Origin of the sequence: Streptomyces sp. NBC_00104 (genome assembly GCF_045160825.1) — a bacterium.
Lineage (GTDB): Bacteria > Actinomycetota > Actinomycetes > Streptomycetales > Streptomycetaceae > Streptomyces.
Genome location: NZ_CP108215.1, coordinates 9,484,687 through 9,504,466, shown reverse-complemented (window position 1 = coordinate 9,504,466; position 19,780 = coordinate 9,484,687). Strand labels below are relative to the sequence as shown.

Here is a 19,780-nt window from a genome sequence, read left to right as displayed (position 1 = left end):
GCTGGTCGCGCAGTTCCCCGCGCCCCTTACGGGGCGCTGGTTCTACGCGGAGGCGCGTCGTACCAGTGTGGTCGGCAGGACGACACTGGACGGCGCGTCGGCGAGCCCCCGGAGCAGCAGTCGGGCCATCAACCGCCCCATCTCCTCTATGTCCTGACGGACCGTCGTCAGGGGCGGATCGGACTGCTCGGCCACCGGCAGCATGTCGTCGAAGCCCACCACGGCGACGTCCTCGGGAATCCGCCGCCCGCTCTCCCGCAGCACCCTCAGCGCGCCGGACGCGGATACGTCGTTGGCGGCGAACACCGCGTCCAACTCCGGGCAGAGGTCGAGCAGTTCCCGCATGGCGCGCTCCCCGCCCGCCGGGGTGAAGTCGCCCTCCACGATCAGCCGGGGATCGGCGTCCACCATGACGTCCCGGAACCCGTCGAGCCGGTCCACGGCGGAGGTCTGGTCGAGGGGCCCGGTGATGTGGGCGATCCGGGTGCGGCCGAGGCCGACGAGATGGCGTACGGCGTCCCGCGCGCCACCCCGGTTGTCGCTGTCGACATAGACGGTGGGCGTGTCGCCGCGCATGCCGTCGGCCCAGCCGGGCCGGCCGCCGAACACGGTCGGGACGCCGGCCCCCCGGATCAGTCCCGGCAGAGGGTCGTCGAGGTGCAGCGAGAACACGAGCGCCCCGTCGACGTGCCCGCCGGCGAGATACCGGCCCACCCGCGCGTAGTCCTCGGGCCCTTCGGTGAGCAGCAGCACGAGCTGTGAGTCGTGCGCGGTCAACTCCTTGCTGATTCCCCGGAGTTGGAGGGCGAAGAAGGGATCCGCGAAGACCCTGGTCTCCGGCTCGGCGATCACCACGGCCACGGCGTCATGCCGTCGGGTGACGAGACTGCGGGCGGCCTGGTTCGGCACGTATCCGAGCTCCTCGACCGCCCTGCGCACCCGCTCGACCAGCGGCTCCCGAACGCCCTCGCCCCCGTTGACGACCCGCGAGACCGTCGCCCTGGACACCCCGGCCCGCGCGGCCACGGCCTCCAGCGTGGGACGCGACGCTGTCTCGGTCACTTCGGAACACTCCTCCGGGGCGGTTTCGATCAGGATAGCCCCGTGGGCGACGGCGTTGAGAGCGCTCCCGGATCGGCGGCGGGCGGCCGACCCGGCTGTGGGTGTTGACCTTCGAGTTGGTCGAAGCCCAAGGATGGCCGGATGCCAGATTCCGAACTGATGCCGATCGGTGACTTCGCGCGACGCAGTGGCCTGACCTCCAGCGCGCTGCGGTTCTACGCCGACTCCGGGCTGCTGCATCCCGCCGAGGTCGACCCGGCCTCGGGTTATCGCTACTACACCGCCGACCAGGTGAACCGGGCCACCGCCCTGCGCCGGCTGCGGGAGATCTCCATGCCGCTCACCACTGTCGAGGCGGTCCTCGATGCCGGGCCCGAGGAGGCGACGCGGCTGATCGACGACCATGTCGCCCGGGTTCTCGGGGACGCTGCGGCCGCGCGGCGTACGGCCGTTCTCATCAAGTCGTCCCTCGGTGACGTGCCGGGGCTGCCGATCGCCACGCTGAAGGGGCCCGTGCTGGCCGACGCGGTCGAGCAGGTACTGACCGCGACCACGCGGGAGCCGGACCTGCCGGTACTCGGCGGTGTGCGCATCGAGACGGATCACGAGGCGGTCACCCTGACCGCGACCGATCGCTACCGGCTCTCGACCCGGACGCTGATGCCGCCCGAGCCGCCGACGACCACGTGGGCGGGCACGGTCAGCGGCGACGAACTGCGGGCCGCGGTCGCCGAGGTCCGCCGCAGCGCTCTGGTGCGCGTCGAAGCGACGGCGCACGGGATCTGGCTGCGCAGGGCGGACCGTGAGGACCAGTACTGCCGGTTGCTTCCGCAGGAGTTCCCTGACTTCCGGCTGATGCTCGCGTCGCTGCCCGAGGTCACCACCCGCGTGACGCTCTCGAAGGACGGGGCCCTGCGGGCGCTGGAGGCGTGCGGTGGCGAACAGGTCGCCCTGCACGTGGCCGATCACGGGACGGAGATCCTGGTGGGCGGTGACGAGCAGCCCGCGATGCCGCTGCCGGCCGCCGTGACGGGACGGGCCCTCGACATCTGGTTCGAGGTGACCACGCTCTATCCGGCCGTGAGCACCGCCGTCGGGCCCGACGTGATGCTCGATCTGCGGGGGCCCGACCTGCCCGTCACGATCCGCTCGGCCGATCGCGGCGACCTCACCACCTCGGTCATGCCCGTCCATCCGAATCCCCCGTCCGAGCAACGACGACAAGGAACCGCCCCTTGATCCAGCCGCTGATCGCCCCGTGGGCGCCGTCACTCCGGTGCCGGCCGGCATCGTGTGCAGGTTGATGACCCGGTAGCGCGGGGCCGCTGCGACCGCGTCGACGTCGCCGAACATCGGCACGGGGTCCACGGAGCCGCCGCCGGGGGTGAAGCGCCCCGGCGCCTGCTTCCCGCAGGGCGGGCGGTACCGCGCCCGGCGGACTGAGGCTCACACGGTGGTGTCCCGGGTGAGGCGGATCATGGCGCGGTGGAGGGCGGCGGGCGGGGGCGCTTCGGGCAGCGGGGGGACCGGGGCGCCGGGCGCGGCGTAGGAGCGGACCATGTGGGCGACGAGGCGGCGCCAGGTGTCGGGGGCGGCGTCTCCGGTGGCGGTGACGACTCCGGCGTTGGCGATGAGCAGGATGACGACGTCCTGGTGGGTGAAGTCGTCGCGCAGGTGCCCGGTGTCCTTGGCGCGGGTGATGAGTTCGAGCAGCCGGTCGTACGCCTCGGCGCGGCGGATCTCCAGGGTCTTGGCGGTGGGGAAGGTCATGGTCAGGACGTCGGCGAAGCCGCGGTCGGCGGCCTGCATGGCGCAGATGGCGTGGAGGTAGCCGGTGAAGCCGTGCCAGGGGTCGGGGTCGTCCAGGGCGGCGGTGACGGCGGCGGCGTAGGCGTCCATGCGTTCGGCGAAGACGGCGGCGACCAGGTCGTCCTTGGAGGGGAAGCGGCGGGAGAGGGTGGCTTGGCCGACGCCGGCCTCGCGGGCGATGGAGGCCATGGACACGCCGAGTCCGGCACGGGCGTAGAGGCTGCGGGCGGCGGCCAGGATGCGGCAGCGGTTGCGTTCGGCGTCGGCGCGCAGTCCCGCTCCGGGCTGCCGGTCCGGGGTGTCGCCGGGAGTCGGGGAAGAAGTCATGCCTTCACTCTATCCAAGTGGAACGTGTTCCCCATTTTTGTTGTTACGCTGTGCGCGGTGGAAACGGGGAGGCCGTTTCACTTACCGAAGGGTGCCGTCATGCGCGCTGTCACGCTCGAATCCGTTCCCTCGACCCCGGCCGTGACCGAGGTGGACATGCCTCGCCCGGAGGCCGGGGAACTACTGGTGAAGGTGGCCGCCGCCTCACTGAACGGCATCGACGCCGCCACCGCCGCCGGCTACACGCAAGCGTTTATGGAGCATCGGTTCCCGCTCGTGCTCGGCCAGGACTTCGCGGGCACCGTCGAGGCCGTCGGTGAGGACGCGGACGGCTTCGCGGTCGGTGACGCGGTCTTCGGCGCGGTGATGAAGCCGTACCTGGGCGCCGGGTCGCTGGCCCAGTACGTCACCGTGCCCGCGGGACACGGCGTCGCCCACATCCCCGCGGGCCTGAAGGCGGAGGACGCGGGTGCGCTGGCCGTGGCCGGGGCGACCGCCCTGGAGAGCCTGAACGCCGTGGCCCCGGCCGAGGGCGGGACGCTGCTGATCTCGGGAGCCTCCGGCGGGGTGGGCGCGCTGGCGGTGCAGCTCGCCGCCGCCCGCGGCGTGAAGGTGATCGCGACCGCCCGCCCCGGCACACAGACCGACTTCGTCACCGGCCTGACCGACGCCGATGTCCACGTGGTCGACTTCACCGGCGACCTGGAAGCCCAAGTCCGCGCGGTCGCCCCGGGCGGCGTGGACGCGGTGCTGCACCTGGCGGGCGACGGCGCGGCGCTGGCGGGTCTGCTGCGGCCGGGCGGACAGCTCGCCTCCGCCACCGGCCTGACCCAGGACGACGTCAAGGGCCAGGACATCACCGTCCACACGATCATGGCCGGCCCCAACGCCCAGACCCTGACCTTCCTGGCCGAGCAGGTCGTCTCGGGCGCGCTGCGCGTGCCGGTCACCGCCGCCTACCCGCTGGAGCGGGCCACGGAGGCGTTCGCCGCCTTCGGCGCGAGCACCCCGGGCAAGGTCGCCGTCTCCTGCTCCTGACATCCGTCGCCTGACGGAAAGAGACCTGATCGTGCCCACCATCGGCCTGTTCGCCGCCTTCAACTCCACCGAATCCCCGGCCCAGGAGCCCTCCCATGTCGCCTGACCCGTTGATGATGCGCGCCGTCCAGTACGACCGTTACGGAGGCCCCGAAGTGCTCTCCGTCCGTACCGTCCCCCGTCCGTCCCCCGGGCCGGGCCAGGTGCTCGTTCGGGTCCACGCGACCAGCGTCAACCCGATCGACGTGAAGATCCGCTCCGGCGCGATGCGTCTGATCACCGGACGACGCTTCCCCAAACGCACCGGCCTCGACTTCGCCGGGGAGGTGGTCGAACTCGGCAGCGAGGTCACCGACCTCACGGTGGGCGAACACGTGTGGGGCATTCTCGGCGACTTCTCCGGACGGGAGGGCGCGGCCGGCGCGTACATCCTGGCCAAAGCCCAGGCCATCAGCGCGGCACCCAGCGGCACCGACCTGGTGGCCGCCGCCGCCCTGCCCTCGGTCGGCGTCACCGCACTGCGCGCCCTGCGGGACACCCTGCGCCTGCGCTCGGGCCAACGACTGCTCGTGGTCGGCGCGAGCGGCGGCGTCGGCAGCACGGCGATCCAACTGGCCCACGCCCGGGGAGCCCACGTCACCACCATCGCCGGCGCCGCCAACGCCCCGTTCTGCCGCGAACTCGGCGCCGACGTCGCCCTGGACTACGCCACCACCCCACCGAACGCCCTCAAGAAGGAGTTCGACGCCATCCTCGACTGCCACGGCTCCTCGCTCCGCGACTACCGCCGAGCCCTCCGCCCCGGCGGTCGCATCGCCACGACGTCCTCCAGCGCCATACCGTTCGCCCTGCTGTCCGTCGTCCTGCCCGGCCCCCGCGTACGCCTGCTCGCGGCCCTCCCCCGACGCGCGGACCTGAAAACCCTCGCCGATCACGTCGACAAGGCAGACCTGCGCCCGGTCATCGAGCGCGTGTATCCCCTGGACGAGATCCAGGACGCCCACCGAGCCACCGAAACCGGCCACGCCCGCGGCAAGCGCGTCATCCGCCTCGTGTAGCGCCGAGGGCTCGCCCGCGCGTCGTGGACAGCGGGCAGCGGGCAACGGGCAACGGGCAACGGGCAACATCAAGCTCTGTCCCTGACGCGGGGTTCCACCCGTCCCCGCGAAGCTTTCCCGGGACGCGGGCTCACCATCGGACCTTCAGTGCTCGTGGGACGCCCCGGACGTGCCGGACGTGCCGGACGTGCCGGACGCGCCGGACGCGTCCGGGTCGGCGGAGCCGTGCGGCGCATGCGGCTCGTACCCGGGAATCGTCCCGTCCGTCCTGCGTACCAGGAACAGGCCCACCATGCCCATGTCGGAGTGGCTCTGGACGTGGCAGTGGTACATCCAGGCGCCGGCTCCGACGCCCTCGCCCGCGATGACCTGGAAACCGAAGGAGTCGGCGGGGCCGACGATCTTGTTGTCGACGACCTGGCTGGGGTCGTCGGGGCCGGTGAGCATGCCGGTGCGGTTGTCGGCCCAGCGATGACCGTGCATGTGGAAGGTGTGGTAGTACTCGCCGTGCGTGATGACGACGAACTCGACACGGTCGCCCACGGTGGCGTCGAAGTCGGGGCCGGAGTGGGCGGGCTTGTTGTTGATGAGCAGGTCGTTGAAGACGACGGTGACGGTCTTGTCGGGGAGGACATCGCCCTTGCGGCGGACGACGACCGGGCCGTAGAGACCCTTGCGGAGGCCGCCCGTGCCGTGTTCGGTGCCGACGACATGGTCGTGGTAGTGCCAGTAGCCGGCGCTGCCGGCGCGCCAGGTGCCGTCCTTGCGGGCGCCGGGGGCGTGGGTGCGCCAGGTGTAGGTGCGGGTGCCGCCCGGCTCCACGTCGCTCTTGTTCAGCCTGGTGCCGTCGCTGGAGGTCTCGTAGTCGAGGCCGTGGACGTGCAGGCTCGCCGCCACGTCCATCGTGTTCTCGAACTCGATGTGCAGCGTGTCGCCCTCGTTGAGCTCGATCAACGGGCCCGGGATCGAGGCCTTGCCCTTCTCGAGGCCGTAGCCCATCTGCCCGCCGGGCAGCTTCTCGGCGTACATCTTGAGGTGCTTGACCTCGCCGCCCGCCGGGGCCGTCCTCGCCCGCGTGGCGGCACTCGCGGCCTCAGGAGTACCGACGGTCTCGATGGCCACGGACAACGATGTCGCGGCGGCCGCGCCGCCCAGCAGCACCCTCCGGTTGAACCCTCGTCTGTCCATCCCGTCCATGCGGAACTCCCCACCCTGATACGGATCTTGCGGAGACGCACCTGTGATCAACCTGTGAGACGGTAGCGGCCGCCCGACTGTTTATCCACACCCAGGACAAAGTTCAGACCATTCAGGTCATAGGTATTGGCGAGCCGCATCAAAGGGGGCTAGCTTCCTTGGCGCTGTTGCTGTGACCGAGGAGGTGCCCATGTACTTACGAGGGTTGAGCGACGCGAGGAGACGGGCCTGGGCGGCCACCCTGACCGCCTCGGTCGTCACGGCGGGACTGCTGTCGGGCCCCGCGGCCCAGGCGCGCCCGGCGCCGGAACCACCGCTGACAACGATGTCGATCAAGTCGCCGCCGGGCGGCTCCGGTCCTCAGGTGCTGATCTTCCACGGCTCCGCGGCGGCCGGGGACGAGTCGCCCGTCGTGAACGCCGGGATCGAGGCGATCGAGCGGATCGGGCTGTCCGGGCCGGCTTCCGAACGCTTCGGGGTCGTCGCCACCGGCGACGCCTCCGTCTTCACCGACGAGACCCGGCTGAGCGGCTTCAACGCCGTCGTCTTCCTCACCGGCGGCGGTGACGTCCTGGATCCCGAGCAGGAGGCGGGACTCGAGGCCTACATGGAGGCGGGGGGCGGTTTCGTCGGTGTCCATGACGCGGCCCGCGCCGAGCCGTACTCGGACTGGTTCACGGGCCTGATCGGTGCCCGCCCGGCCGCGTCCAGCCCGACGACCGTACAGCGTGCGACCGTTGAGGTCGGTGACCGGCGGCATCCGGCCACCAAGGACCTGCCGGTGCAGTGGAAGCGGCCCGACAAGTGGTTCAACTGGACGAAGAACCCGTCCGGCACCGTCCACACCGTGGCCCGGGTGCGCGAGTCGACGTACCAGCCGGGAACGAGCGCCAACGGGTGGGACCACCCGGTGAGTTGGTGCCGAGACTACGACGGCGGGCGTTCCTTCTACACAGGCATGGGCGGGACGGTCTCGGCGTACGACGAGACGGACTTCCGTACGCATCTGCGTGGCGCCCTGTTGTGGACGTCCCGCCTGACCCGGGCGGACTGCAAGGCGACGATCGACGCCAACTACAAGGCGGAGCGGCTGACCCAGCCCAACCAGCCGGGGCAGAACGACCAGATCGGCGAGCCGCACGGCCTGGTCACCGCACCCGACGGGCGGGTCCTCTACATCGGCCGGGGCGGCGCCGACTCGTCCCAGCCCGTGGTCACCGACTGGAACAGTCCGGACATCGGCAAGGGCAAGGGCGAGGTCCACGTCTATGACCCGAGGACGAAGAGGGTCACTCTCGCGGGCGCGCTCACGGTCTTCGGCAACAAGGGCGGCGGCGACGAGCTGATCAAGGTCGAAGAGGGCCTGCTGGGGATCGAGTTGGATCCGGGTTTCCAGCAGAACGGCTGGGTGTACCTGCACTACACACCGCACTCGCGGATCAACCGTGACACCCGGATGGCCGAGCGCCGGGTCTCCCGCTTCACCCTCGACCTCGCGACCAACAGGCTGGACCTGGGCAGCGAGAAGGTGCTGCTCAAGTGGCCGGTGCAGATCCACAGTTGCTGCCATGCGGGCGGCGGGATGACCTGGGACTCCCGGGGCAATCTGTACATCGCGACCGGCGACAACAACTCCAGTGGCTTCAGCGGTGGTTACTCGGGCAACAACCCGGAGCCCCACTACAAGGGCGTCTCGTTCGCCGACGCCCGTCGCACCGCCGGCAACACCAACAACCTCAACGGCAAGATCCTGCGCATCCACCCGGAGCCCGACGGCACCTACACCCTGCCCGCGGGCAACCTCTTCACCGGCGAGGAAACGGACGAGGGCGGCGGCAAGACACGCGGCGAGATCTATGTGATGGGCGTCAGGAACCCCGCACGGATCTTCGTCGACCGGCAGACCGACGTCCTCTACGCCGGCTGGGTCGGCCCGGACGCGAGCGCGCCGTCGACGACCTGGGGCCCGGCGAAGTACGACACGTTCGCCGCCATCACCGAGGCGGGCAACCGGGGTTGGCCGTACTGCATGGGCAACAAGCAGCCCTACCGGGACCGCAACCTGCCGGACCCGTCGAAGCCGCTGGGCTGGTACGACTGCGACCACCCGAAGAACGAGTCCCCGAACAACGACGGCCTCGTCAACCTGCCCCCGGTGACCGGCAACAACATCTGGTACTCCCCGCAGGGCGGCGCCCCCGACTTCCCCCGGGACGCGGACGGCATCCCCTCGTACAAGAACGAGGAGGCCACGTACCTGCTGCCGTGGCTCAAGGGCGGCGGCCAGGCCACGATGAACGGCCCGGTCTACCGGTACTCCGCGTCCGGTTCCGACTCCGGCCGGTGGCCCGCCTACTGGGACGGCAAGTGGTTCGTCGGCGACTTCTACGACGCCGACCAGCCGCGCCACGCGGTGCTCACCGACCCGAAGAACCAGGGCAGCGGCGGTCTCCCGATCCACGCGGAGTCGCTGAAGAAGATCGTGCCCGTCGGGACCGACGGCATCAGGAACCTCATGGACTGGAAGTTCGGGCCGGACGGCGCGCTGTACGTCCTGGACTACGGGCGCGGCTTCTTCACCTCGGACGCCAAGTCGGCGTTGTGGCGCGTCACTTACACGGGCGGCGGTCCGACGCCGGCCGCCGACGAGCTGGCGAGGAAGGCGGAGTGATGCGGGAGAGACGCTTGTGGGCGGCCTTGTTGGCGGCCCTGCTGATGGTGCTCGGGCTCACGTCGACGCCCGCGTCCGGCCGTACGGAGGGGGCGCGGGACCCGGCCGCCGCCGCCCAGGTACTGACCTGGACCGCCGGCGACGACATCACCAAGTACCTGACCGCCCCGCGGACCGCGGTGGCGGGCCCGACCACCATCGTCTTCGAGAACAGCACGGCGACCGGCAACACCATGGGGATGCCGCACACGTTGACGTTCGACGTCTCCGATCCGGAGTACAACAACGACGTCCCGCTCAACATCCTGGCCAACCCCGGCGACGACCAGGGCGGCCGCCACACCGCCGAGGTCACGCTCACCCCGGGCCGCTACCGGTTCTACTGCACGATCCCCGGGCACGGTCAGATGCAGGGCATCCTCGTGGTGAACGAGGGCACCGGCGAGGACACCACCGCGCCTCAGACGGCGGCCCAGGTCAGCGGGGTGCAGAACTCCCAGGGGGCGTACGTCGGTTCGGCGTCCGTGGCGGTGAGCGCGACCGACACGGGCGGCTCGGGTGTCGAGCGGATCGAGTACGCGATCGGCGACACCGGCGCCTGGCTGCCGTACACCACGCCCGTGGTGATCGATCAGGTCGGCGCCCACAAGGTCCGCTACCGCGCGGTCGACAAGGCGGGCAACACGGCGGCCGAGAAGAGCGTCGGGTTCACCGTCGTCGCCCCGCCGACGGACGACACGACGGCTCCGGAGACCTCGGCGACGGTGGCCGGGGAGCGGAACCCGCAGGGCGACTACGTGTCCATGGCGACGGTCACCGTCTCCGCGTCGGACACCGGCTCGGGGGTCAACACCGTCGAGTACGCGCTCGGTGACTCGGGTGCCTGGCAGCCGTACACCTCGCCCGTGATGGTGCACGAGGTCGGCTCCCACAAGGTGCGGTACCGGGCCACGGACAAGGCGGGGAACGTCGCGGCCGAGAAGAGCGTCGGCTTCACCGTCGTCGCCCCGCCGGCCGACGACACGACTCCCCCGGTGACCGGCGTGACCGTCGAGGGCGACCGGAACTCCGCCGGCGCGTACCTCAGGAGCGCGAAGGTCACCGTCAGCGCCACGGACCACGGCGGCTCGGGTGTCGCCGCGATCGAGTACTCACTGGACGGCGGCCCCTATCTCGCCTACACCGCACCCGTGTCGGTGGACCGCGCGGGCACGCACACGGTGACGTACCGGGCGAGCGACAAGGCGGGGAACACCGCCGCGGCCCGTTCCGTCAGCTTCACGGTCGTCTCGGGCGGCGGCGTTCCCGCGCCCAACTGCGCCGAGTACGACGAGCGGTTGACGGTCTTCGTCGGGACGGTCGACTCGGGTGTGCCGAACCGGGTCACCAACAACCGGTGCCGCATCAACGAGTTGATCGAGGACGAGAAGGAATGGACGTCCCACGCGCTGTTCCTGAAGCACGTGGACACCGTCCTCGACAAGCTGTTCAGGGAAGGGGTCGTCGACCTGCGCGAGTACAACGCCGTGCGGGAAGCGGCGGCGGAGTCGGGCATCGGCAGGCCCGGGCAGACGGAGGGCTACCGGACGATCCTCGACGGCACCGCCGAGTCGTTCGCCAAGTGGCAGCAGGTGGGCGGCGGTTCGTTCGGGCTGAACCCCGACGGCTCGATCACCTCCGGTACGACGAAGGCCGGGCTCGGCATGCTGTGGTTCCCCGAGCGGAAGTACGGCGACTTCTCGCTGCGCCTGCAGTGGCGTGACGACGCGCCCGGCACGTCCAACGCCAACTCCGGTGTGTTCGTACGCTTCCCCGGGGTCCACGACCACCCGGAGGAGTCGCGGCCGGAGTGGGTGGCCATCAAGTACGGCCATGAGGTGCAGGTCCTCGACCGACCCGACGGCGACATGTACAAGACGGGGTCGGTCTACGGCTTCGACCGGGTGGGGCTCGCCGGTGCGGGCGTCACCCAGAAGGGCACCTGGAACGACTACGAGATCCGCGTGGTCGACCAGCACTACTCGGTCTACCGCAACGGCGTCCTGATCAACGAGTTCGACAACATCGGCGGCCAGGACTTCACCCCGCCCCGCTCGGACGACCCGGGCACGGACGGGCGACGGTTCGCCTCCGGCCATGTCGGACTCCAGGTGCACGGCACGACGGATGTCGTCTCCTACCGGGACATCCGGATCAAGGAACTGTAGGGCCGCCGGCATCCCCGCGCCCCGAAAGGGGCGCGGGGAACTGCGCGACAAGCCCCACCGGCGCGCGGCGTCATCACCACGTCTCGTCGTGGCGCACCCGGCGGAGCGCTACTCCTTCTTCGCCCGGCTCGGCTGCACCCGCTTCGGCTCACCCGGCATCTTCGGATACTCCGGCGGATACGGCAGATCACCGAGCCCATGGTCGTGTTCGTCCCGCGCGGCCAGCTCCAGCAGCGCCTCCAGGGAGAACGCGTGGTCGTCCATGTCGGCGTGCACGTCACCGACCTCGGCGAAGCGCGGCGGCATCGTCCCCAGGTCGAAGTCGCGCGGCACGGCGACGCCCACCTCGTCCCAGGTGAGGGGCGCGGAGACGGGTGCGTGCGGGCGGGGTCGCACGGAGTAGGCGGAGGCGATGGTGCGGTCGCGGGCGGTCTGGTTGTAGTCGACGAAGATCTTCGCGCCCCGTTCCTCCTTCCACCAGGCCGTGGTCACCTGCTCCGGCATCCGGCGCTCCAGCTCGCGGGCGACGGCGATGGCCGCCCGGCGCACCTGGGTGAAGGTCCAGTCGGGCCGGATCGGCACGAAGACGTGCAGGCCACGGCCGCCGGAGGTCTTGGGCCAGCCCCGCAGACCGCCGTACTCGTGCAGGACCTCACGGAGCTCGTGCGCGGCGCGGACCGCGTCGTGGTAGTCGGTGCCGGGCTGGGGATCGAGGTCGATGCGGAGTTCGTCGGGGCGGTCGACGTCGCCTCGACGGACCGGCCAGGGATGGAAGGTGAGCGTGCCGAACTGGGCGGCCCATACGACGGCGGCGACCTCGGTGGGGCACATCTCGTCGGCGCTGCGGCCGCTGGGGAAGGTGATGTGGGCGGTGGGGATCCAGTCGGGCATGTTCTTGGGGGCCCGCTTCTGGAAGAAGTTCTCACCGGTCACGCCCTCCGGGTAGCGCTCCAGCGTGGTGGGCCGGTCGCGCAGGGCCCGCAGGATGCCGGGGCCGACGGCGATGTAGTACCGGGCGAGGTCCAGCTTGGTGAAGCCACGCTCCGGGAAGAAGACCTTGCCCGGGCTGGACAGCCGTACCGTCCGCCCCGCCGCCTCCAGTTCCACCGCTTCACCCATGCGAGCCACGGTAGGCGGAACGCCCTTATGCCGCACACCGGGCGAATCCGGGCGCACGGTCGCAGAATCGGAGCATGGATCTTCCGGTGATGCCGCCCGTGAAACCGATGCTCGCCAAGTCCGTGGCCAAGATCCCGCCGGACATGCACTACGAGGCGAAGTGGGACGGGTTCCGGGCGATCGTGTTCCGGGACGGGCCCGAGGTGGAGATCGGCAGCCGTACCGGCAAGACGCTGACCAGGTACTTCCCCGAGCTGGCCGAGGCGCTGCGGGAGCGGCTGCCGGAGCGCTGCGTGATGGACGGCGAGGTCGTGATCGTCCGGGACGGACGGCTGGACTTCGACGCCCTGACCGAGCGCATCCACCCCGCCGACTCCCGCGTCCGGATGCTGGCGCGGACGACCCCCGCCTCCTTCGTCGCCTTCGACATGCTCGCCCTGAACGACGAGTCGCTGCTCGACGTCCCGCTCACCGATCGGCGCGCGCTTCTGGAGCTGGCCCTGTCCGAGGTCACGGCCCCGGTGCACATCGCCCCGGCGACCACGGATCGCGAACTGGCCGAGCAGTGGTTCGAGCAGTACGAGGGGGCGGGCCTGGACGGGGTGATCGCCAAGCCGCTCCAGCTGCTCTACCGGCAGGACGAGCGGGCCATGTTCAAGATCAAGCACGAGCGGACGGCGGACGTGGTGGTCGCCGGGTACCGCCTCCACAAGAGCGGGCCGGTGGTCGGCTCCCTGCTGCTGGGCCTGTACGACGACGGGGGCACCCTCCAGCACATCGGTGTGTGCGCGGCCTTTCCCATGAAGCGGCGCGCGGAACTGATGGAGGAGCTGGAGCCGCTGCGGATGGAGGACGTCGGGGAGCATCCCTGGGCGGCCTGGTCCGACGAGGCGGCGCACGAGACGGCGCGGCTGCCGGGCGCGCCGAGCCGGTGGTCGACGAAGAAGGACTTCTCCTGGGTGCCGTTGCGACCCGAGCAGGTCGCCGAGGTGGCCTACGACCACATGGAGAACGGCGTCCGCTTCCGCCACACGGCCCGCTTCCGCCGCTGGCGCCCGGACCGCACGGCGGAGAGCTGCACCTACGCGCAACTGGAGGAGCCGGTGACCTACGACCTGGCGGAGATCCTCGGCCCCGCCGGCGGCAGGTGAGCGATCCGGCCGGTGAGCGATCCGGCCGGTGGACAGGCCAGGGATCGTACGGTGAAGGGCCGAACGGTGAGGGATCCGGCCGGTCGACCGGTGAAGGGCCGAACGGCGAGGAATCCGGACGGTGACGGTCAGGGCTCCATCAGCACCTTGACCGCCCCGTCCTCCTTCCGCTGGAACATCTCGTAGGCGTGCGGGGCCTCGGTGAGCGGCACCCGGTGCGTGGCGAAGTCGTCGACGCCCAGGGGGTCGTCGTCCGTGAGGAGGGGCAGGATGTCGTCGCTCCAGGTGCGGACGTTGGCCTGGCCCATGCGCAGCCGGATCTGCTTGTCGAACATGGTGAGCAGGGGCAGCGGGTCGACCTTGCCGCCGTAGACGCCGGAGAGGGAGAGGGTGCCGCCGCGTCGTACGAGGTCGATGGCCGTGTGGAGAGCGGCCAGCCGGTCCACGCTGAAGTGCTCGGCGAACCGCGCGCTGACCGCCCGGGGCAGATGACCGGCCGCGTTCTGGACGAGCCGGGCGGCCGCACTGCCGTGGGCCTCGGTGCCGACGGCGTCGATCACCGAGTCGGGCCCCCGGCCGACTGTCCGGTCCTGGACCGCGCTGACCAGCTCTTTCTCACTGTCGAAGTCCCTGAGGTCGAACGTCTCGACACCCCGCTCGCGCGCCCGGCGCAACCGCTCGGGCACCAGGTCGATCCCGAACACCTGCTCGGCGCCATGCTGCCGGGCCACCCGGCAGGCCATGTCTCCGATGGGGCCGAGGCCGAGCACGGCGACACTGCCGCCGGGCGGGATGTGCGCGTACTCGACCGCCTGCCAGGCGGTGGGGAGTACGTCGGAGAGGTAGAGGAACCGGTCGTCGGGCGGCCCTTCCGGCACCTTGATCGGCCCGAACTGTGCCTGGGGCACGCGCAGATACTCGGCCTGGGCGCCCGGGACCGCGCCGTACAGCCGGGTGTAGCCGAAGAGGGCCGCGCCCATGCCCTCGCCGGTGCACTGGGTGGTCTCGCACTGGGTGGGGAGTCCGGTGAGACACATCCAGCAGTTGCCGCAGGCGATCTGGAACGGTACGACGACCCGGTCGCCGGCCGCCAGGTCGGGCACCCCGGCGCCGACCTCCTCGACGATGCCCATGGGTTCGTGACCGAGGATGTCGCCCGGTGTCATGAACGGCGTGAGCACCTCGTAGAGGTGCAGGTCGGAGCCACAGAGCCCGGTGGAGGTGATGCGGATGACCGCGTCCGTCGGCTCCTGGATCACCGGATCGGGCACGGTCTCCACGCGCACGTCCCGCTTGCCCTGCCATGTCACTGCCTTCATCGCGCCCACACTCCGTTCCCTCGCCTCGGCCGGCAGGAGCCGCACGAGTACCCGGCACCCCACCCCCGAACCACCCGGCCCACCGGGGCCCGGGACCGGCCGCCGCCCCGATCGGTCCAGCAGAACGGACGCGATCAGAAACAAACGGGTGTGGCCATCTATGGACTTATAAGCGCACAATCAAAGACACATGGACGAGATGACCAGGCCACGCAGGGGACCGACGGTGCGACGGGCGCGACACCGCGGGAGGACGACCGCGCTGCTCGCCGCTCTCACCGCGGCGGCCCTCCTGGCGGGCTGCACGGTGACCGGCTCGGACGGCGACGACGAACGGGGGCGGGGCGACGGCCGCCGGGACGACCGGGGCAGTGCGCCGCCCACCGGATCCGTGCTCGCCGTGAAGATCGACAACGTCTCCGCCGCCCGCCCCCAGACCGGCCTCGACGCCGCGGACGTCGTCTACGCAGAGCAGGTCGAGGGCGGTCTCAGCCGGCTGATGGCCGTGTACGCGACGAAGTTCCCGGAGACGGTGGGCCCGGTGCGCAGCGCCCGCGAGTCCGACCTGGAGCTACTGCGTCAGTTCGACGAGCCGACCCTCGCCTTCTCCGGCGCGCAGGGCAAGCTCCTTCCGCTGATAGGCAACGCGCCCCTGCACGCGAAGACCCCCGAGGACGCCGACGACGCGTACTTCCGCGGCGACGAGAAGCCCGCCCCGCACAACCTGTACCTGCGCCCCGGGAAACTGATCGGCTCCCCGCCCGGCGCCGACGCCCTGACCACCGGCTTCCGCTACGGCGCCGCCCCGGCCGGCGGCACTCCCGAGGACTCCCGCACCGTCCGCTACCCGGCCGCCCGCTTCACCTTCACCTGGTCCGACGACAGCCGCCGCTGGCAGGTCTCCATGGACGGCACCCCGACGATCACCACCGACGACACCCGAGTCGCCCCGGCCACGGTGGTCGTCCAGTACGTGACCATCCGCGCGTCCCGGTTCCACGACTACCTGGGCAACAACACCCCGTACACGGAGACGGTCGGCTCGGGCCGCGCGGAGGTCCTACGGGACGGCCGGGTCTACGACGGGAACTGGAAACGCCCCACACCCACGGACGGCACGGCCTTCACGACGACGGACGGCACACCGATGAACTTCGCGGAGGGCCAGGTATGGGTGGTGTACGCGAAGGCGTGAGCGTGCCTCCGCCCGCCCCGAAGTGGGCACCCACTCAGGGACGCGGGGTCGTCCGCGACCGGCCACGGACGACCCGCGGCCGAGCGACGACCGCCGACGACCCGCCTCGAACGACGACCCGCCGACGAAGCTACCGGGCGCCCAGAGACTCGGCCGGGCTGCGCAGTTCTTCCGCCGCGTCGGCGACCCGCCGTATCAACTCGAAGAACACCCCCTGTTCCTCCGCCGACAAGGGCGCGAGGAACACCTGGTTCATCCGAGCCGTCCGCACCGTGAGCCTGCGATGCGTCCGCACCCCGTCCTCCGTGAGCCGCAGCAGAAACCGTCGGCCGTCCTGCGGATCACGCACCTTGTCGAGGAGCCCCCGGCGCCCGAGCCGGCTGATGACCTCGGACATGGTCGACCGGTCGAGCCCCACCCGCTCCCCCACCGTGCGCTGGTCGAGCCCCGGCTCGGCGACGAGCGTGTTGAGGACCGCGAACTGCGGCGAGGTGATCTCCTCGGAGACCATCACGTTCCACAGCAGGTAGTGGGCCTGCTGCAGCCGTCGGGCCAGGTGCCCGGGGTGGGTGGAGAGGTCCACCGCGGTCATGTTCGCTCCTCGGCTCGGCACAGTGTCGGACGTGGCCGGCGATTCGTCGGCGATTCGTTCGTGCACTGAACAATACGCGCCATCCACCGCGGCGTGTCCATACCCACGGTATCCACGTACGCAGCTGACCTCGCCCTTCTCGTGGGTCTTGACGAGGAAGCCGACGAGTGGCAGCGTGAAGGAAACTTCACTGAAATGCTCAGTGCCCTGATTAACTGGTCACCGGGTGCTCGGACGAGATGGGGCCTCACGCATGGACAAGGTGGTCGCCACGGCCGTGGAGGCGGTGGCCGATGTGCCGGACGGCGCGACACTCGCCGTCGGCGGGTTCGGGCTGAGCGGTGTGCCGAACGTACTGATCCAGGCGCTGTACGAGCGCGGGGTCTCGGGCCTCGGCGTGGTGTCGAACAACTGTGGGGCCATGGAGTCCGGCCTCGCGGTGCTCCTCGCGGCGGGCCGGATCGCCCGGGTGACCGGTTCGTACATCGGGGCGAACAAGGAGTTCGCGCGTCAGTACCTCGCCGGTGAGCTGGAGGTCGAGATGATCCCGCAGGGCACGCTCGCCGAGCGGCTGCGCGCGGGCGGCGCGGGAATCCCGGCGTTCTTCACCCCGGCCGGCGTGGGCACCCAGGTCGCCGAGGGCGGGCTGCCCTGGCGCTACGACGGCGACGGCGGCGTCTCGCTCGCCTCGCCGCCGAAGGAGGTCCGCGAGTTCGACGGCGTCGAGTACGTGCTGGAGCGCGGCATCCGCACCGACTACGCGCTCGTCCGTGCGGCCAGGGGCGACCGGCACGGCAACCTGGTCTTCAACAAGTCCTCCCGCAACTTCAACCCCCTCTCCGCGATGGCCGGCAAGGTGACCATCGCCGAGGTCGAGGAGCTGGTCGAGCCCGGCGAGATCGACCCCGACGCGGTGCACCTCCCGGGCATCTTCGTGCAGCGGGTCGTCGCCCTCACCCCCGAGCAGGCGGCCGACAAGAAGATCGAGCGGCGCACGGTCTCCGCGCCTGCGGCACGGGAGACGGTGAGCGAGTGATGGCCTGGACCCGCGAGCAGATGGCCGCGCGCGCCGCGCGTGAGCTGCAGGACGGCCAGTACGTCAACCTCGGCATCGGCCTGCCGACGCTGATCCCGAACTACCTCCCGGACGACGTCGAGGTGATCCTGGAGTCGGAGAACGGCATCCTCGGCACCGGCCCGTACCCGACCGAGGACCAGGTCGACCCCGATCTGATCAACGCCGGCAAGGAGACCGTCACGGTCCTGCCCGGGGCCGCGTACTTCGACTCGGCGCTGTCCTTCTCGATGATCCGCGGCGGCCACATCGATGTGGCCGTCCTCGGCGCGATGCAGGTCTCCGCCGGCGGTGACCTCGCCAACTGGGCCGTCCCCGGCAAGATGATCACCGGCATCGGCGGTGCCATGGACCTGGTGCACGGCGCGCGTACGGTCATCGTGGTCATGACCCACACCGCCAAGGACGGCTCGGCGAAGATCCTTCAGGAGTGCGCGCTGCCGCTGACCGGAAAGGCGTGCGTGAACCGGATCATCACCGATCTGGGCGTGCTCGACGTGACCGACGAGGGCCTGGTGCTGGTGGAGACCGCGCCCGGCGTGGCCGTCGAGGAGATCGTCGCCAGGACCGCCGCCAAGGTTCGCATCCCCGAGGAGATCCCGTCATGAGCAAGGGTCCGAGCAACGGTCCGAAGGACGTCTACCTCGTCGACGCGGTCCGTACCCCGATCGGCCGCTACAACGGCGGTCTGGCGGGCCTGCGCCCCGACGACCTGGCCGCACACGCCATCCGTGAGCTGCTGGCCCGTACGCCGGACCTGGACCCGGCGCGGATCGAGGACGTGTACTTCGGCAACGCCAACGGCGCCGGCGAGGAGAACCGCAACGTCGGGCGCATGGCCGCACTGCTGGCCGGACTCCCCACCTCCGTCCCGGGCGTGACCGTCAACCGGCTGTGCGCCTCCGGTCTGGAGGCCGTCATCCAGGCGGCCCGTGCCATCGCGCTCGGCGACGCCTCGATCGCCGTCGCCGGCGGTGTCGAGTCCATGACCCGCGCCCCGTACGTGCTGCCCAAGAGCGACAGGCCCTTCCCCGCCGGACACACCGAGCTGTACTCGACCACGCTGGGCTGGCGCATGGTCAACCCGAGGATGGACCCGCAGTGGACCATCCCGCTGGGCGAGTCGGCCGAACTCATCGCCGACAAGCACAAGATCAGCCGGGAGCAGCAGGACGAGTTCGCCCTCGCCTCCCACCGGAAGGCCGCCGAGGCGCGGACCGAGGGGCTGTTCGACGGCGAGATCGCGCCGGTCACGATTCCCCAGCGCAAGGGCGACCCCGTTGTCTTCGGCGCGGACGAGTGCGTACGGGCCGACGCGTCCCTCGCCGCCATGGCCAAGCTGAAGCCGTCGTTCCGTACCTCCGGGGGGACGGTAACGGCGGGCAACGCCTCGCCGCTCAACGACGGGGCCGCCGCCCTGCTGCTGGTGGACGAGGAGGGGCTCGCGGCCACCGGGCGCGAACCGCTCGCCCGGGTCTCGGCGTCCGGGGTCTCCGCGATCGACCCGCACTACTTCGGGCTCGCCCCCGTCGAGGCCGTCAACCGCGCGCTCGCGAAGGCGGGCAAGGGGTTCGGCGACCTGGACGTCCTGGAGCTGAACGAGGCGTTCGCCGCGCAGGTGCTCGGCTGTGTCGCCGAGTGGCCCGAGTTCGACCCGGCGATCCTCAACCCGCAGGGCGGCGCGATCGCCCTTGGCCATCCGCTGGGCGCCTCGGGTGCGAGGCTGGCCGGCACGGTCGCCCATCAGCTCGCGCGCAGGGGTGGTGGCGTCGGCGTCGCCACGCTGTGCATCGGGGTGGGGCAAGGACTCGCACTCGTCCTGGAACGCTGAGCACTGTTTGAGACCGCCGGCCGTCCGTGGCTGGTCGCGCCCGCGCGGCGGAGCCTCACATGGACCACGGCCCGCGCCCCTGCCGGGGCGCGATTCGAGCCCGACTTCGACGACACCGTCAGAACCCTC

General features: G+C 71.0%; 16 protein-coding genes. 10 read left to right on the top strand and 6 right to left on the bottom strand.

What is annotated here, in order from left to right; translation table 11 throughout:
* Positions 1–42: 42 nt before the first annotated feature.
* On the bottom strand, positions 43–1,062 hold the full coding sequence (locus OG272_RS41515; RefSeq protein WP_327726795.1) for a LacI family DNA-binding transcriptional regulator: 1,020 nt from the start codon (positions 1,060–1,062) through the stop codon (positions 43–45).
* Positions 1,063–1,203: 141 nt separating this feature from the next.
* On the opposite strand from OG272_RS41515, the gene OG272_RS41510 reads away from it, so the two are divergent.
* Positions 1,204–2,301, top strand: a complete 1,098-nt coding sequence (locus OG272_RS41510; RefSeq protein ID WP_405895754.1) for a MerR family transcriptional regulator — start codon at positions 1,204–1,206, stop codon at positions 2,299–2,301.
* 207 nt (positions 2,302–2,508) lie between these two features.
* On the opposite strand, the gene OG272_RS41505 is transcribed toward OG272_RS41510, so the two are convergent.
* Positions 2,509–3,198, bottom strand: a complete 690-nt coding sequence (locus OG272_RS41505; RefSeq protein ID WP_326574578.1) for a helix-turn-helix domain-containing protein — start codon at positions 3,196–3,198, stop codon at positions 2,509–2,511.
* Positions 3,199–3,297: 99 nt separating this feature from the next.
* On the opposite strand from OG272_RS41505, the gene OG272_RS41500 reads away from it, so the two are divergent.
* Both OG272_RS41500 and OG272_RS41495 read left to right on the top strand, forming a co-directional pair.
* The gene (locus OG272_RS41500) at positions 3,298–4,236 is read left to right on the top strand and encodes an NADP-dependent oxidoreductase (RefSeq protein ID WP_327726798.1); all 939 of its coding nucleotides are present in this window, start codon (positions 3,298–3,300) and stop codon (positions 4,234–4,236) included.
* 95 nt (positions 4,237–4,331) lie between these two features.
* Positions 4,332–5,294, top strand: a complete 963-nt coding sequence (locus tag OG272_RS41495; protein WP_328224427.1) for an NAD(P)-dependent alcohol dehydrogenase — start codon at positions 4,332–4,334, stop codon at positions 5,292–5,294.
* A gap of 144 nt (positions 5,295–5,438) precedes the next feature.
* Here OG272_RS41495 and OG272_RS41490 read toward each other — a convergent pair whose 3' ends face one another.
* Entirely contained in the window at positions 5,439–6,482 is a 1,044-nt protein-coding gene (locus OG272_RS41490) for a multicopper oxidase domain-containing protein (protein ID WP_405896124.1), read from the bottom strand.
* Between the two features lie 199 nt (positions 6,483–6,681).
* On the opposite strand from OG272_RS41490, the gene OG272_RS41485 reads away from it, so the two are divergent.
* Positions 6,682–9,162, top strand: coding sequence for a ThuA domain-containing protein (locus OG272_RS41485; RefSeq protein WP_327726800.1), 2,481 nt, complete (start codon positions 6,682–6,684; stop codon positions 9,160–9,162).
* Positions 9,162–11,369: an OmpL47-type beta-barrel domain-containing protein gene (locus OG272_RS41480; RefSeq protein ID WP_326574582.1), complete on the top strand. Its 2,208-nt coding sequence runs from the start codon at positions 9,162–9,164 to the stop codon at positions 11,367–11,369. Before OG272_RS41485 ends, OG272_RS41480 begins: the two co-directional genes overlap by 1 nt.
* Before the next feature lie 108 nt (positions 11,370–11,477).
* On the opposite strand, the gene ligD is transcribed toward OG272_RS41480, so the two are convergent.
* Positions 11,478–12,488 (bottom strand): non-homologous end-joining DNA ligase, encoded by a 1,011-nt coding sequence (ligD, locus tag OG272_RS41475; RefSeq protein WP_326574583.1) that lies wholly within the window; start codon positions 12,486–12,488, stop codon positions 11,478–11,480.
* Between the two features lie 74 nt (positions 12,489–12,562).
* Here ligD and OG272_RS41470 point away from each other — a divergent pair, with 74 nt between their 5' ends.
* A complete protein-coding gene (locus OG272_RS41470) occupies positions 12,563–13,639 on the top strand; it encodes an ATP-dependent DNA ligase (protein WP_327726801.1) in 1,077 nt (358 codons plus the stop codon).
* A 128-nt stretch (positions 13,640–13,767) separates the two neighbouring features.
* On the opposite strand, the gene OG272_RS41465 is transcribed toward OG272_RS41470, so the two are convergent.
* Complete coding sequence (locus OG272_RS41465; protein ID WP_326574585.1) at positions 13,768–14,958, bottom strand: zinc-dependent alcohol dehydrogenase; 1,191 nt, start codon at positions 14,956–14,958, stop codon at positions 13,768–13,770.
* A 199-nt stretch (positions 14,959–15,157) separates the two neighbouring features.
* Between OG272_RS41465 and OG272_RS41460 the strand changes: the two genes are divergently transcribed.
* A complete protein-coding gene (locus OG272_RS41460) occupies positions 15,158–16,153 on the top strand; it encodes a DUF3048 domain-containing protein (protein ID WP_326585534.1) in 996 nt (331 codons plus the stop codon).
* A gap of 130 nt (positions 16,154–16,283) precedes the next feature.
* Here the strand turns inward: OG272_RS41460 and OG272_RS41455 are convergent, their stop codons facing one another.
* The gene (locus tag OG272_RS41455) at positions 16,284–16,745 is read right to left on the bottom strand and encodes a MarR family transcriptional regulator (RefSeq protein WP_326574586.1); all 462 of its coding nucleotides are present in this window, start codon (positions 16,743–16,745) and stop codon (positions 16,284–16,286) included.
* 253 nt (positions 16,746–16,998) lie between these two features.
* Between OG272_RS41455 and OG272_RS41450 the strand changes: the two genes are divergently transcribed.
* From OG272_RS41450 to OG272_RS41440, 3 genes are read left to right on the top strand one after another with little or no spacing between them, the layout of a single operon-like run.
* Entirely contained in the window at positions 16,999–17,781 is a 783-nt protein-coding gene (locus tag OG272_RS41450) for a CoA transferase subunit A (RefSeq protein ID WP_326574587.1), read from the top strand.
* Positions 17,781–18,428 (top strand): CoA transferase subunit B, encoded by a 648-nt coding sequence (locus tag OG272_RS41445; RefSeq protein WP_328224423.1) that lies wholly within the window; start codon positions 17,781–17,783, stop codon positions 18,426–18,428. The genes OG272_RS41450 and OG272_RS41445 overlap by 1 nt, the downstream gene beginning before the upstream one ends.
* Positions 18,425–19,651, top strand: a complete 1,227-nt coding sequence (locus OG272_RS41440) for a thiolase family protein (RefSeq protein ID WP_326574589.1) — start codon at positions 18,425–18,427, stop codon at positions 19,649–19,651. The genes OG272_RS41445 and OG272_RS41440 overlap by 4 nt, the downstream gene beginning before the upstream one ends.
* The last annotated feature ends 129 nt before the right edge of the window (positions 19,652–19,780 follow it).

Bases quoted from the DNA above. Each gene is read 5' to 3' on its own strand.
- OG272_RS41450 (WP_326574587.1), top strand. From the start codon at position 16,999: ATGGACAAGGTGGTCGCCACGGCCGTGGAGGCGGTGGCCGATGTGCCG.
- OG272_RS41480 (WP_326574582.1), top strand. From the start codon at position 9,162: ATGCGGGAGAGACGCTTGTGGGCGGCCTTGTTGGCGGCCCTGCTGATG.
- OG272_RS41445 (WP_328224423.1), top strand. From the start codon at position 17,781: ATGGCCTGGACCCGCGAGCAGATGGCCGCGCGCGCCGCGCGTGAGCTG.
- OG272_RS41440 (WP_326574589.1), top strand. From the start codon at position 18,425: ATGAGCAAGGGTCCGAGCAACGGTCCGAAGGACGTCTACCTCGTCGAC.
- OG272_RS41455 (WP_326574586.1), bottom strand. From the start codon at position 16,745: ATGACCGCGGTGGACCTCTCCACCCACCCCGGGCACCTGGCCCGACGG.
- OG272_RS41495 (WP_328224427.1), top strand. From the start codon at position 4,332: ATGTCGCCTGACCCGTTGATGATGCGCGCCGTCCAGTACGACCGTTAC.
- OG272_RS41465 (WP_326574585.1), bottom strand. From the start codon at position 14,958: ATGAAGGCAGTGACATGGCAGGGCAAGCGGGACGTGCGCGTGGAGACC.
- OG272_RS41485 (WP_327726800.1), top strand. From the start codon at position 6,682: ATGTACTTACGAGGGTTGAGCGACGCGAGGAGACGGGCCTGGGCGGCC.
- OG272_RS41470 (WP_327726801.1), top strand. From the start codon at position 12,563: ATGGATCTTCCGGTGATGCCGCCCGTGAAACCGATGCTCGCCAAGTCC.
- OG272_RS41505 (WP_326574578.1), bottom strand. From the start codon at position 3,198: ATGACTTCTTCCCCGACTCCCGGCGACACCCCGGACCGGCAGCCCGGA.
- OG272_RS41500 (WP_327726798.1), top strand. From the start codon at position 3,298: ATGCGCGCTGTCACGCTCGAATCCGTTCCCTCGACCCCGGCCGTGACC.
- OG272_RS41510 (WP_405895754.1), top strand. From the start codon at position 1,204: ATGCCAGATTCCGAACTGATGCCGATCGGTGACTTCGCGCGACGCAGT.
- OG272_RS41460 (WP_326585534.1), top strand. From the start codon at position 15,158: ATGACCAGGCCACGCAGGGGACCGACGGTGCGACGGGCGCGACACCGC.
- OG272_RS41490 (WP_405896124.1), bottom strand. From the start codon at position 6,482: ATGGACAGACGAGGGTTCAACCGGAGGGTGCTGCTGGGCGGCGCGGCC.
- ligD (WP_326574583.1), bottom strand. From the start codon at position 12,488: ATGGGTGAAGCGGTGGAACTGGAGGCGGCGGGGCGGACGGTACGGCTG.